This window comes from Pseudomonas sp. efr-133-TYG-23, from assembly GCF_030209215.1.
GTDB classification, from domain to species: Bacteria; Pseudomonadota; Gammaproteobacteria; order Pseudomonadales; family Pseudomonadaceae; genus Aquipseudomonas; species Aquipseudomonas rhodesiae.
This window is the reverse complement of the sequence record NZ_JARVSL010000020.1, coordinates 284,622-298,468: the sequence shown is the minus strand read 5'-3', so window position 1 is coordinate 298,468 and position 13,847 is coordinate 284,622. Positions and strand designations below refer to the sequence as shown.

At 57.0% G+C, this 13,847-nt stretch carries 13 protein-coding genes; 10 read left to right on the top strand and 3 right to left on the bottom strand.

Going from position 1 to position 13,847, the window contains the following annotated elements:
- The first annotated feature begins 159 nt into the window (after positions 1–159).
- A complete protein-coding gene (locus QRN41_RS14680) occupies positions 160–681 on the top strand; it encodes a sterol desaturase family protein (protein WP_034138178.1) in 522 nt (173 codons plus the stop codon).
- On the opposite strand, the gene QRN41_RS14675 is transcribed toward QRN41_RS14680, so the two are convergent.
- A complete protein-coding gene (locus QRN41_RS14675) occupies positions 678–1,214 on the bottom strand; it encodes an ester cyclase (protein WP_167418282.1) in 537 nt (178 codons plus the stop codon). The genes QRN41_RS14680 and QRN41_RS14675 overlap by 4 nt on opposite strands.
- Positions 1,215–1,246: 32 nt before the next feature.
- Positions 1,247–2,257: a polysaccharide deacetylase family protein gene (locus tag QRN41_RS14670; protein ID WP_285421708.1), complete on the bottom strand. Its 1,011-nt coding sequence runs from the start codon at positions 2,255–2,257 to the stop codon at positions 1,247–1,249.
- A 100-nt stretch (positions 2,258–2,357) separates the two neighbouring features.
- Here QRN41_RS14670 and QRN41_RS14665 point away from each other — a divergent pair, with 100 nt between their 5' ends.
- The 9 genes from QRN41_RS14665 to QRN41_RS14625 all read left to right on the top strand — a co-directional run bounded on the left by QRN41_RS14665 (position 2,358) and on the right by QRN41_RS14625 (position 13,357).
- A complete protein-coding gene (locus tag QRN41_RS14665; protein ID WP_094065601.1) occupies positions 2,358–3,254 on the top strand; it encodes a LysR family transcriptional regulator in 897 nt (298 codons plus the stop codon).
- Positions 3,255–3,455: 201 nt separating this feature from the next.
- Positions 3,456–4,697 carry a multidrug efflux RND transporter periplasmic adaptor subunit MexE gene (gene mexE / locus QRN41_RS14660; RefSeq protein WP_047882422.1) on the top strand — a complete coding sequence of 414 codons (1,242 nt, stop codon included), beginning with the start codon at positions 3,456–3,458 and terminating at the stop codon, positions 4,695–4,697.
- A gap of 15 nt (positions 4,698–4,712) precedes the next feature.
- Complete coding sequence (locus QRN41_RS14655; protein ID WP_285421707.1) at positions 4,713–7,892, top strand: efflux RND transporter permease subunit; 3,180 nt, start codon at positions 4,713–4,715, stop codon at positions 7,890–7,892.
- Entirely contained in the window at positions 7,889–9,304 is a 1,416-nt protein-coding gene (locus QRN41_RS14650; RefSeq protein ID WP_034138183.1) for an efflux transporter outer membrane subunit, read from the top strand. The genes QRN41_RS14655 and QRN41_RS14650 overlap by 4 nt, the downstream gene beginning before the upstream one ends.
- A gap of 356 nt (positions 9,305–9,660) precedes the next feature.
- Entirely contained in the window at positions 9,661–10,878 is a 1,218-nt protein-coding gene (locus QRN41_RS14645) for an MFS transporter (RefSeq protein ID WP_285421706.1), read from the top strand.
- A gap of 244 nt (positions 10,879–11,122) precedes the next feature.
- Positions 11,123–11,599 (top strand): hypothetical protein, encoded by a 477-nt coding sequence (locus QRN41_RS14640; protein WP_285421705.1) that lies wholly within the window; start codon positions 11,123–11,125, stop codon positions 11,597–11,599.
- Between the two features lie 99 nt (positions 11,600–11,698).
- Positions 11,699–12,217: a hypothetical protein gene (locus tag QRN41_RS14635; protein WP_167418286.1), complete on the top strand. Its 519-nt coding sequence runs from the start codon at positions 11,699–11,701 to the stop codon at positions 12,215–12,217.
- Between the two features lie 51 nt (positions 12,218–12,268).
- Positions 12,269–12,787 carry a hypothetical protein gene (locus tag QRN41_RS14630; protein ID WP_167418287.1) on the top strand — a complete coding sequence of 173 codons (519 nt, stop codon included), beginning with the start codon at positions 12,269–12,271 and terminating at the stop codon, positions 12,785–12,787.
- A gap of 51 nt (positions 12,788–12,838) precedes the next feature.
- Complete coding sequence (locus tag QRN41_RS14625) at positions 12,839–13,357, top strand: hypothetical protein (RefSeq protein WP_285421704.1); 519 nt, start codon at positions 12,839–12,841, stop codon at positions 13,355–13,357.
- Between the two features lie 67 nt (positions 13,358–13,424).
- Here the strand turns inward: QRN41_RS14625 and QRN41_RS14620 are convergent, their stop codons facing one another.
- Positions 13,425–13,808, bottom strand: coding sequence for a hypothetical protein (locus QRN41_RS14620; RefSeq protein ID WP_167418289.1), 384 nt, complete (start codon positions 13,806–13,808; stop codon positions 13,425–13,427).
- Positions 13,809–13,847 lie beyond the last annotated feature (39 nt).

Here is a 13,847-nt window from a genome sequence, read left to right as displayed (position 1 = left end):
GCGGCGCCATTGTGTGGATGTGTCACACCCCACAAATGCCGCCGATATACGCGGGAGCCATGGTGACTTAGCGCCAGCGCACCTGCATGATGGCGCGCGTGGCAGCCCCACGCCCCCATCGCTTGCCTTTCCATCGCGCACTACAGGGATATTCCGCACATGGCCGTTTCGAATAAATGGTTGATGTCTTCGCTCGCGTACTACCTCGATTTTTTCACCGTTCCCGCTTTCGTGATCTTTGCGCTATGCCTGGCGCCGTTCGAGCCAGGGCTCGCCCTCGTGGGCCTGCTGGCCTGGACGCTGGTGGAGTACTCGGCGCACCGTTTCCTGTTTCACTCGCTGTACCGTCGCGAACACTGGACCCACCATGTGGATGTGCTGGCCTATATCGGCGTGTCGAGCTGGAAAACCAGCTCGACCTTTGCCGCACTCTTGCTGTTGGCCTGGTACACCGGCCTGGTCTCGGTGTTTATCGGCGCGGTGACCGGCTACTTCTTCTATATCTCGGTGCATTACGTGATGCACCGCCCGCAGCATTGGGCTTATGGATGGATGCGCGGGCTGGTGGCCAATCACGACCTGCACCACCGCCAGGGCATCGAGAAGAATTTCGGGGTCTCTTCGCCGTTATGGGATCACGTATTCCGTACCTACATCCGCGTCGATCCCGCCCAGCACTAGAGCGCGCCCAACTGCTTCATCAAGGTCAGGTTATCTTCGATATGCCAGTTAGCGGCGATTTTGCCGTTGTCGATCTGATAGATATCGGTGGCAATAAAATCCACCACCTGGCCACTGCCCTGGCGCTGACCAAAAGTGCCGGTGAAGTGCCCGCGAAAATGCAGATGTACCACCGCGCGGTCGCCGGCGATGATCAGTTGTTCGATTGCGCAACTCAGGTCCGGCACTGCCGCACGGAAGGCCCGCGACGCCAGCAGCGGACCTTCCGGGCCCTGTTTGCGCCCCTCGGGGGGTGTTTTGTCGACAAAGTTATCCGCCAACGCTTCGCGCGCCAGGCGCTCCTCGCCGGTGTTCCAGAAGGTGTCGTAACGGCGCGCCACGGTTTCCATCATCGCCTGTTGCTTCGGCGTAAGGCTCTTATCCACCACCAACACAGAGGGTTTGACCAACTCGGTCGTGGCAGCCGCAGCCGCTCCCGAGAGTAGCAACGCGGTAACGGCGATGGCGCAGCGCGAACGGGCAAAAGGTTTCATCGGTTATGTCCTTGAATGAAGGGGGTTGGCGCCTAGATCGTCTCGGTTTCCCGAAGGCTCTGCGGGCTATTGAGGGTGTATTGAGCAATCGCGTCCTTGCGCATAAAAGCAACGCCGGGATGGCTGTTGGCGTAGCGCAGGAATTCATCCCACACCTTGACCATTTGCGGCGTACCGCTGATGCGGTCGTGGGCGCTGATGGACATCATGCGGCGCCGGGTGCCGGCCTCTTCGTAGAGTTGATCGAAGTCCAGCTTGACCTGCTCCAGGAACTGGGACGGCGAATAGTTGCGGCCTTCGATCAGCACAATGTCGTTATTGCGCAGGGTGTAGGGCACCACCACGAAATCCTTGCCATTGACCTGCTCGATAAAGGGCTCATCGCGGCTCACGTCATCGATGTGGTAGACGTAGCCCAGCTCTTGCAGCAGCGACAAGGTGTTGGGGCCGCGCCGCAGCCAGTTGCAGTTGTAGCCCGTGACGGCCTGGCCGGTGACCGCCTGCAGCATGCTTGCGGCCTGGCGCAAAAAGGTGCGTTCCTCATCGCGGCTCATGGCGAACTGGGAACTCCAGCGCGGGCCGTGGCCCGCCGCTTCGTGGCCACGGGCGACGATCTCGCGGGCCAACTCGGGGTGACGCTGCACCGCGTCGCCGATCATGTGGCTGGTGACCTTTACGCCGTGCCGGTCCCACAGGTCAAGCATGCGCGGGATGCCCTCGCGGTAGCCGTAGGCGAACCAGGTGTTGGTGGCCACATCCGCCGGCACGCTGTCGGGGAAATCCACCTTGGGGAACGGGCTATCAGTGCCCTTGAGCGGCTGCCCACCCGCTTCGAACTGCATGGAAATCGACACCACCAGCCGCGTGTCGCCGGGCCAGAACCGTCCGTTGCGCTGACTGGACGCCGTCGTGGCACGAGTTGCCTGGCCCGTTGGCGCGGTGGCGGCGCCGGCCGGGTTGAGTATCGAACCCGCCGCCAGCACCGCTGCGCCTGCGCCGGCCTGGGCGAGAAAGGTACGCCGTTGCGTGTTGATCAATGACATCGCGTGACTCCGTTGGATAAGCACGGATGCAACCCTAAGACTTTTGGATTATTTTGATAATTGAGCCATTTTCAAAAACCCCTTTCGGAAACTCCGAACAATGCCGCTGAAAAATCTTGAGCTGTTTTTGTTGATCATCGAGAAAGGTGGGCTGTCCGCCGCCGGGCGCGAGTTGGGGTTGTCACCGGCCTCGGTGTCCGAACGGCTGGCGCAACTGGAGAGCTTCTACGGCGCCAGCCTGCTCAACCGCACCACCCGCGCTATTCACTTGACCGACGAAGGGCGCGTGCTGGCTGAAGGCGCACGGCGCCTGCTGGATCAGGCCGAGGCGTTGCACAGCAGCATTCGCTTGGGTACCCAGACGGTTTCCGGGTTGATTCGCTTGAGTGCGCCGCAGGATCTGGGGCGTCAGTACCTCGAACCGATCCTGGAGCAATTCATGGAGGAGCATCCGCAGGTCAGCATCGACCTGCACCTCAGCGACGGTTATGTCGACCCGGTCGGCCAGGGTATCGATTTCGCCGTGCGCTACGGCGCCCTGGTCGACAGCAGCTTGCACGCCAAACCCTTGGGCGAGAACCGCCGCGTGGTGTGCGCCGCCCCCGCTTACCTGGAACGCCACGGCACGCCGTTGCAGCCTGCGGACCTGGCCGAACATGAATGCCTGGTGATGCGCTTCGGCATCAATCTGGCGCGGGAGTGGACCTTCAGCCAGCACGGGCATACCCAGCGCATTCTGGTGCGCGGCCGGCGTGTGGCGAACGACGGTGCGCTGGTGCGCCAGTGGTGCCTGGACGGCCATGGCCTGTGCTTGAAATCGGTGTGGGACGTGCGTGACGACCTGCGCGCCGGACGGCTGGTGGAGCTGTTCAAGGACTACGACCTCGGGCGCACCGCCCTGAACATCGTCTACCCGGCCAGTCGCGCCCAGCCGCGCCGGGTCAGCCTGTTGATGGAACGCATCGCGGCGCGCCTATCTGCCGACAGTGCGAGTTGAGAAATCGCTTCCTTGCACGCCACGCAAAACACTCTTGTCATCAAGGGCATTGATAGCTCCCTAACGAAAGCCCCATGCTAGAGGGCTTAATCGGCGCTTATATCATTCCGAATGATAGTTACCTTTGCTTCATTCGATTCGTGACATACCGCGTCCCCGCGCATGATCCGCCCATCTCAAATACATTGGCGGATGCACCCTATGGAACAGTCACTCAAACCTTTGCGCGTGCCCCTGGCGATATTGGCCATGGTGGTGATGAGCGCGTGCGGTAAAACCCCGGAACAAGCGGCCGCCATGCCGGCGCCGAAAGTCAGCGTCGCCAAGGTGCTGGAGCAACCGGTCAACGAGTGGGACGAATTCACCGGCCGTCTCGAAGCGCCGGAAACCGTACAGATTCGTCCACGGGTGTCTGGCCAGATTGACCAAGTCGCTTTCACCGAAGGCGCTTTGGTCAAGAAAGGCGACCTGCTGTTCCAGATCGACCCACGCCCATTCCAAGCCGAAGTGCGCCGCCTTGAAGCGCAACTGCAACAAACCAAGGCCGCCGCCACCCGCAGCGAAAACGAAGCCCAGCGTGGCGAGCGCCTGCGCCAGAGCAATGCGATCTCCGCCGAACTCGCCGACTCGCGCACCACCGCCGCCCAGGAAGCCCGCGCCGCCGTCGCCGGGATCCAGGCGCAGTTGGACCTGGCCAAGCTGAACCTGAGTTTTACCCGCGTGACCTCGCCGATCAGCGGCCGCGTCAGCCGTGCCGAAATCACCGCCGGCAACCTGGTCACCGCCGACGTCACCGCGCTGACCAGCGTGGTCTCCACCGATAAGGTCTATGCCTACTTCGACGCCGACGAACGCGTGTACCTCAAATACACCGAACTGGCGCGCCAGGGCCGTCGCGGCGCAACCACCCCGGTATACCTGGGCCTGTCCAATGAAGCCGGCAACCCGCACCTGGGCCAGATGAACTTCATCGACAACCAGGTCAACCCGGCCACCGGCACCATTCGTGGGCGCGCGGTGTTCGATAACAGCAAAGGCGAATACACCCCTGGCCTGTATGCGCGCTTGAAGCTGGTAGGCAGCGGCACCTACTCCGCCGTGCTGATCAACGACGAAGCGGTCGGCACCGACCTGGGCAAGAAGTTCGTGCTGGTGATGGAAGGCGACAAGCCGGCCTACCGCGCAGTGGAACTGGGGCCAAAGATCGAAGGGTTACGCATCGTGCGCAACGGCCTGAACAAGGACGACACCATTATCGTCAAGGGCCTGCAGCGTGCGCGCCCCGGTGCACCGGTCACCCCGGAAACCATTCCGATGGCCAGCAAGGAAACCCTCGCCGCCTTGGCCCAACAACGACAAGCGCTTGAAGCCAGCAACCTTGAGCAAGTGGCGCCGGAAAAAGCCGCGCCCAAGCTCGCCAGTGTTGCGACTCCACGCGGTTAAGGGATACGACTCAAGATGAATTTTTCCAAGTTCTTCATTTCGCGGCCGATCTTCGCAGCGGTGCTGTCGCTGCTGATCCTGATCGCCGGTGCGATCTCGCTGTTCCAATTGCCGATCAGCGAATACCCGGAAGTAGTGCCGCCTACCGTGGTGGTACGCGCCAACTTCCCCGGCGCCAACCCCAAGGTCATCGGCGAAACCGTGGCCGCGCCGCTGGAGCAGGCGATCACCGGCGTCGAGAACATGTTGTACATGTCTTCGCAGTCCACCGCCGACGGCAAGCTGACCCTGACCATCACCTTCGCCCTGGGCACCGACCTGGACAACGCGCAGGTGCAGGTGCAGAACCGAGTGACCCGGACCCAGCCCAAGCTGCCGGAAGAAGTGACGCGCATCGGTATCACCGTGGACAAGGCCTCCCCCGACCTGACCATGGTGGTGCACTTGACCTCCCCGGATCAGCGCTACGACATGCTGTACCTGTCCAACTACGCGATCCTCAATATCAAGGATGAGCTGGCGCGCCTGGGTGGCGTCGGCGATGTGCAGTTGTTCGGCATGGGCGACTACTCCCTGCGCGTGTGGCTGGATCCGAACAAGACCGCCTCGCGCAACCTGACCGCCACCGATGTGGTCACCGCGATTCGCGAGCAGAACCGTCAGGTGGCCGCCGGTGCCCTGGGTGCCCAGCCCGCGCCGTCCGATACCAGCTTCCAGTTGTCGGTCAATACCCAGGGCCGCCTGGTTACCGAAGAAGAGTTCGAGAACATCGTGATTCGCGCCGGTGCCAACGGTGAAATCACGCGCCTCAAAGACATTGCCCGGGTCGAACTGGGGTCCAGCCAATACGCGCTGCGCTCGCTGATCGATAACCAACCGGCGGTGGCGATCCCAATCTTCCAGCGCCCCGGCTCCAATGCCATCGACATCTCCAACGATGTGCGCAGCAAGATGGCCGAGCTGAAAAAGAGCTTCCCGGCCGGCATGGATTACCGCATCGCCTATGACCCGACGATCTTCGTTCGCGGCTCCATCGAGGCAGTGGTGCACACCCTGTTCGAAGCCCTGATCCTCGTGGTGCTGGTGGTGATTCTGTTCCTGCAGACCTGGCGCGCCTCGATCATTCCGTTGGTGGCGGTGCCCGTATCGTTGATCGGTACGTTTGCGGTGATGCACCTGTTCGGGTTCTCCCTCAACGCGCTGTCGCTGTTCGGATTGGTACTGGCCATCGGCATCGTGGTGGACGACGCCATTGTGGTGGTGGAGAACGTCGAACGTAATATCGAGCTGGGTCTGGAGCCGTTCCCGGCAACCGAAAAAGCCATGAGTGAAGTGACCGGGCCGATCATCGCCACGGCGCTGGTGCTGTGTGCGGTGTTCATTCCGGCTGCCTTTATCAGCGGCTTGACCGGGCAGTTCTATAAGCAGTTCGCCTTGACCATTGCGATCTCGACGGTGATCTCGGCGTTCAACTCGCTGACCCTGTCCCCTGCCCTGGCGGCCGTGTTGCTGCGCGGCCATGATGCGCCGAAGGACCGCTTTTCCAAGTTCCTCGACAAGCTGTTTGGTGGCTGGTTGTTCCGCCCGTTCAACCGCTTTTTCGAAAAGGCCAGCCATGGTTACGTCGGCACTGTGCGCCGAGTGATCCGCGGCAGTGGCATTGCCCTGTTCGTGTACGCCGGCTTGATGGTGCTGACCTTCTTCGGCTTCGCCCACACCCCGACCGGTTTCGTCCCGGCCCAGGATAAGCAATACCTGGTGGCCTTCGCGCAATTGCCTGACGCCGCGAGCCTGGACCGCACCGAAAACGTGATGAAGCGCATGTCGGAGATCGCCCTGAAACAGCCTGGCGTGGAAGCCGCGATCGCCTTCCCGGGCCTGTCCATCAATGGCTTCACCAACAGCCCGAACAGCGGCATCGTGTTCGTGACCTTGAAACCTTTCGATGAGCGCAAAGACCCGAGCATGTCCGCCGGCGCGATTGCCGGGGCCTTGAATGGCCAATACAGCAGCATTGAAGAAGCCTACATGGCCATCTTCCCGCCACCGCCGGTACAGGGGCTGGGCACCATCGGTGGGTTCCGCCTGCAGATCGAAGACCGTGGCAACCTGGGTTATGACGAGCTGTACAAAGAAGTGCAGAACGTGATCGCCAAGAGCCGCAGCGTGCCGGAGCTGTTCGGCCTGTTCACCAGCTACACGGTCAACGTGCCCCAGGTCGATGCCGCCATCGACCGCGAAAAGGCCAAGACCCACGGCGTGGCGATCAGCGACATCTTCGACACCTTGCAGGTCTACCTGGGTTCGCTGTACGCCAACGACTTCAACCGCTTCGGGCGCACTTATCAGGTCAACGTGCAGGCCGAGCAGCAGTTCCGCCAGGACGCCGACCAGATCGGCCAGCTGAAAGTGCGTAACAACAAAGGCGAGATGATCCCGCTGGCGACCTTTATCAAAGTCAGCGACACCTCGGGCCCGGACCGGGTGATGCACTACAACGGCTTTATCACCGCAGAAATCAACGGCAACGCCGCACCGGGCTACAGCTCCGGCCAGGCCCAGGCCGCGATTGAAAAACTGCTGAAGGAGGAACTGCCCAACGGCATGACCTACGAGTGGACCGACCTGACCTACCAGCAGATCCTCTCGGGCAATACCGCGCTGTTCGTGTTCCCGCTCTGCGTACTGCTGGCGTTCCTGGTACTGGCCGCCCAATACGAAAGCTGGAGCCTGCCACTGGCGGTGATCCTGATCGTACCGATGACGCTGCTGTCGGCCATCACCGGGGTGATCATCTCGGGTAGCGACAACAACATCTTCACCCAGATCGGGCTGATCGTACTGGTGGGCCTGGCGTGCAAGAACGCGATCCTGATCGTCGAATTCGCCAAGGACAAACAGCAGGAAGGCCTCGACCCGCTGGCGGCGGTGCTGGAAGCTTGCCGTCTGCGTCTGCGGCCGATCCTGATGACCTCGTTCGCCTTCATCATGGGTGTGGTGCCTCTGGTGTTGTCCAGCGGTGCCGGTGCCGAGATGCGCCATGCCATGGGTGTGGCGGTGTTCTCGGGGATGATCGGTGTGACCTTCTTCGGACTGTTGCTGACCCCGGTGTTCTACGTCCTGATCCGTCGCTATGTGGAGCGCAGCGAAGCGCGCAAAGCAGCCAAGGCTTTGAAGCTGGAGACACAGCAATGAGTGTAAAAGTATTCCTACCGAGCTTGCTGGTACTGGCGCTCGCCGCCTGTGCCGTGGGCCCGGACTACAAGACCCAGACCCCGGAGGCGGCGAACATCGCCGCCGCCGCGGACGCCAAACAATACGACCACGCCAAGTTCGAAGGCATCTGGTGGCAGCAGTTCGACGACCCGACCCTCAACCAGTTGGTGACTCAATCGTTGCAAGGCAACCGTGACCTGCGCGTGGCCTTCGCCCGTCTGCGGGCAGCCCGGGCGATCCGCGACGACGCCAGCAATGACGCAATGCCGACCATCACCAGCCGCGCCAGCAGCGACCTGGGCAAGGGGCAAATCCCCGGCCAGACCACCAAACGGGTCAACAGCGAGCGCTACGACTTGGGCCTGGACATGGCCTGGGAGCTGGACCTGTTCGGCCGCATCCAGCGCAACCTGGAAGCCAGCGACGCCGATCAGCAGGCGGCCGAAGCGGACCTGTACCAGCTGCAAGTCACCTTGATTGCCGAACTGGTGGACGCCTACGGCCAACTGCGCGGCGCGCAACTGCGTGAGCGCATCGCCCTGGACAACCTGAAGAATCAGCAGGAGTCGCGCACCATCACCGTCAGCCTGCGGGATGCCGGGGTGGGGGATCAGCTCGATGTAGAACGGGCCGACGCGCGCCTGGCTTCGGTGGAAGCCAGCGTGCCGCAACTGCAGGCCGAACAAGTGCGCGAGCGTAACCGCATCGCCACCCTCCTCGGCCAGCGTCCGGACAAGCTGACCGTGGACCTGAGCCCGAAAGACCTGCCGGCGATTGCCAAAGCCTTGCCGATCGGCGACCCAGGCCAACTGCTGCAACGGCGCCCGGACATCCTCAGCGCCGAACGCAAACTGGCCGCCGCCACCGCGCGCATCGGTGTGGCCAAGGCTGACCTGTTCCCAAGAGTGAGCCTCAGTGGCTTCCTCGGCTTTACCGCCGGGCGCGGCTCGCAAATCGGATCGTCCGCCGCCAACGCCTGGGCCCTGGGCCCGAGCATCACCTGGGCCGCGTTCGACCTGGGCAGCGTGCGCGCCCGCCTGCGCGGTGCCGACGCCGAAGCCGACGGCGCCCTGGCCACCTACGAACAGCAAGTGTTACTGGCCCTGGAAGAATCCGAAAACGCCTTCAGCGACTACGGCAAACGCCAGCAGCGCCTGGTCTCGCTGATCCGCCAAAGCGAATCCAGCCGCGCCGCCGCCGACCTCGCCGCCATCCGCTACCGCGAAGGCACCGTGGACTTCCTCGTCCTGCTCGATGCCCAGCGTGAGCGTTTGGCCGCCGAAGACGCCCAGGCCCAGGCCGAAGTGGATCTGTATCGCGGGATAGTGGCGATCTACAAAGCGCTGGGGGGTGGCTGGCAGCCGGATACGGTGGTCGCTACCGCCAAGTGATGTAAAGAGCTCCTTTGGTTGGTCGCATCCAGCCAATTTTTAGCCCCATGGTCCATTCGGTCATGGGGCTTTTTTTGTTTGAAAGGTCCTAAAAAGTTGAAAGGTACTTCTGTAAGTTAGACAAGAAGTCATTCGTAAGTAATTTCCTAGTACCTTGCTGGGCATGCTGATCGGGCTTACATGGGTGTATCACAGTAACCGCGGCGTCTATCAGTTACACACTGACCCTTTAAAATTACAACACAGCTTGCTGCTAGCCTTGCGCACCGGAAGCGCTTTAGCATCTGAAAAACAGGGGGGCGACGAGCTTTAATCTCGAATATTTTTAACTCAAGAAGAAAGGCACTCAAATAAGAATGGGCACACTTGACCCCCTAAAAACTACAAATGATAAATTTTATTACACCCTATCAATACTCATGAGCCTGGATGTCCAGAGAAGCTTATTTGTACTTTACCTATTTCAACTCGGGATAACACAAGGAGAAATAGGCGTCCTCCAGTCTTTTTTATTTTTCTCTTCCGTAGCCTTGGAAATTCCATCCGGGTTACTCGCAGATCGGTATGGGCGTAAATACTCCCTTGCTCTTAGTTTCCTGGGGCTTTTTATAAGCGGAATTGGATTCTTACTGTTTTCCGATTTTATCCCTTTCGTTATTATCTTTTGCCTATTCGGCGCCAGTATTGCCATGGGTTCCGGTGCGGATAGGGCGTTATTGTATGACAACCTACTGGCTGAAAATCGTACAGATGAGTACCCGAAAATAGTTTCACGCGCCCGTGCCATTGGTGCGGTTTCGTTAGGCTTATCCATGCTTCTTGGTGGCGTAATACAAGATGCCATGTCTTGGAACAGTGTTTATATAGTTTTTGCATTATCGAAGCTTTTTGGAGCTATCGTTGTTACATTCATTCCCGAAATACGCCCTCCTACCATCCCACATTACTCCAGCACAACGAGCAGCGTGCGCACCAACGTCACAGAAGGCGTTTTTATTGCATTGGTGAGATTTTTTCGCTCAAAAAATGGTGCATCTCTTATTCCCTTATTCGTTGGATTTGCGCTATTCGAACTGTCAACGGTGCCTTTGTTTATTTACGGCCAACCCTTCTTCTCCACGCTAGGTCTAGAGGTGCAGCTGATCGCTGGGATATATGCTGCAGTCGAAGCCATATCGACAGCAATGTTTATTGCTGCAGGTTATATTTGCTCCAGACACTCTCTCGGCGTTATTGCATTCTCCACGACGATTATTGTGACCTCGCTGCTTTTTATTTTGTCTTTAGACGTGGGGATCATCGCTTCAACGGCCTGCTTTCTCTTAATCATGTCGCTACCTGCGATATACGAAACCTCCTATGAAACCTATATTCATGAAAACGTTGAATCACGTATCCGAGCCTCTTGTGTCTCTGCTGCAAATTTAATCAATTCAATTATTATCGGCACCTCCTATACTCTTTTCGGTGGATTAGTGGAGAGGTATGGTTTCTCGTTGACGTTAATGACCGTTGCAGCCTGCTGTCTTCTTGGTTTGTTTGGAGTCTGTGCCACGCTGCGCCTCAGCCGATGATGGGATTTTTTAGCTTGACGGAAACTTGTAGGCTGTTTCCCAAAGCCAGGAAAGCCAATTCCTCAGATCCGCATGTAGGTTATCGCCTGAAATTTCCTAATACCTTAACAGGCGCGAAATACACGGCGTTTTTGCTCAAGCTCAGCATTATTACTTGGTCCATGAACAGTCATTTCCAGCACTAAAGCTGATAGATCACCTGTCGATATGCGGATGTAACGCTCAATAATGCGAGGACACCACTATGTTGGTTATATCTGGCGGACAGACGCTTAGCGCACTGGCAAGCCCGGGTTACATCATTAAAAACCCAGAACAAATGGTGAATAAGTTCACTATTACCGAAGCAGAGCAGGCGGCAGACACGCTGGAGCTTTGGCACCATGAAAAGATCAGCGAACTCAAAACCTTTTTGAAAGACTACGATATGACGTCCATCAGCACTTCCGAGTTAAGAATAGTTGGCAGACGTCTTTTCGAAAGTAACGTTATTAACTCTCGAGCTCTTTTGATGTTTTCAGAAGGCATCAAAGCCCTTGACGACAAAGGTCGCCAAACTAATCATGATGTCAAATTCAATGCGATCGCACTATTCAATGAAAGACTGGAAAAGCAAATAGATTTTTTCGAAAAAAACCCTCGTATCGCGCGCAGCGACGGGGCAGCCGATTATTTGCAGGGGATGGTGAGAGCCAATCACGTTATCAATGCACTTGCTTAATTCGTTAAATCTTCAAAGAGCGAGCTATCTATAGATGAACAGGCCTGATTCTGGCGCCCCTAGATAGACACAAACAATTATCTGCATGAGGATGAAAAAATGTTAGTCATACCTGCCGGACAACGCTCTATGGCAAGCCCCGCCTACGTAATTAGAAACCCTGAACAGGTGGTAAATAAGTTCACCATTACCGAAGAAGAGAAAGCGGCAGACACGCTGGAGCTTTGGCACCATGAAAAGATCAGCGAACTCAAAGCATTCTTGAAGGGCTACGACATGACCTCCATCAGCACTAATGAATTGAAAGAAGTTGGAGGTCGCTTATTCGAAGGCGGCGTCATCAACTCTCGTGCATTTGGAATACTTACAGAAGGAAACTACGCATTTGATGAGAGCGGCCACCAAACAGACAAGGATGTAAAGTTTAACGCCATTGCATTGTTTAACGAAAGGTTGGAAGACCAAATCGATTTTTTCAACAAGAACCCTCGTATCGCGCGCAGCGACGGGGCAGCCGATTATTTGCAGGGGATGGTGAGAGCCAATCACGTAATCAACGCGCTTGCCTATTTCGTTAAATCTTCAAAGAGCGAGCTATCTATAGATGAACAGGCCTGATTCTGGCGCCCTTAGATAGACACAAACAGTTATCAGCATGAGGATCAAAAAATGTTAGTCATACCTGCCGGACAACGTTCGATGGCAAGCCCCGCCTACGTAATTAGAAACCCTGAACAGGTGGTAAATAAGTTCACCATTACCGAAGAAGAGCAAGCGGCAGACACGCTGGAGCTTTGGCACCATGAAAAGATCAGCGAACTCAAAGCATTCTTGAAGGGCTACGACATGACCTCCATCAGCACTAATGAATTGAAAGAAGTTGGAGGTCGCTTATTCGAAAGCGGCGTCATCAACTCTCGTGCATTTGGAATGTTTATAGAGGGAAACCGTGCGTTTGATGAGGGCGGCCACCAAACAGACGAGGATGTAAAGTTTAACGCCATTGCATTATTTAACGAAAGACTGGAGGACCAAATAGCTTTTTTCAACAAGAACCCTCGTATCGCGCGCAGCGACGGGGCAGCCGATTATTTGCAGGGGATGGTGAGAGCCAATCACGTAATCAACGCACTTGCCTATTTCGTTAAATCTTCAAAGAGCGAGCTATCTATAGATGAACAGGCCTGATTCTGCCGCCCTTAGATAGACACAAACAGTTATCAGCATGAGGATCAAAAAATGTTAGTCATACCTGCCGGACAACGTTCAATGGCAAGCCCCGCCTACGTGATTAGAAACCCTGAACAGGTGGTAAATAAGTTCACCATTACCGAAGAAGAGCAAGCGGCAGACACGCTGGAGCTTTGGCACCATGAAAAGATCAGCGAACTCAAAGCATTCTTGAAGGGCTACGACATGACGGCCATCAGTACTGACGAGTTGAAAGAAGTTGGAAGCCGCCTATTCGAAAGCGGTGCAATCAACTCACGTGCATTTAGGATGTTTATAGAAGGGAGCGGCGCATCCGACTCAAAGGGGCGTCAAACTGACACACACGTGAAATTCAATGCCATCGCCTTGTTCAACGAAAGACTGGAGGACGAAGTAGACTTCTTCGAAAAGAACCCACGTATCGCGCGCGGAGACGGGGCAGCCGATTACTTGCAAGGGATGGTGAGAGCCAATCACGTTATCAATGCACTGGCCTACTTCGTCAACTCATCGCGGAATGAGATTTCCATAGATGAGTCTGCTTAGGAGTTATCCAGTGCATCAATGGCATGCAGCGTGCTGACGATGTGCGGCACACTGCATGCAACGCTTCTCAGCGACCGTATCTTACCGTTCCGGAATAAGCCTTGGGCGTGGTTTCGTCGTTGTGCAATGTGACGCGATAACGACCGAATGGCCCCACCCAAAATGCATTAGTACCTATGCTGTAAGTCAGTCGCTGCCAAACTCCTCCACCAACATCACCTTCAATATAAATTTCAGGTGCCCTCCCCGCACTACTGGCCATAACCGTAGCCTCAACATTGGCATTCAAGCAACCATTGGCGGAATTTACTTCAAATGGACCGTAAGCCGTAACTTCCTTCTTCGGTTGAATAATCCCTCCATAGCTTTGAGTAATATACGTACACAACGCCGATGCCTGCGCAGACATCAACATCAACACAACGAAAGGCAATGCAGTAAGACTTTTCATAACTTCATCCTTATCTAATCAATTAGATCTCAGCTTTAG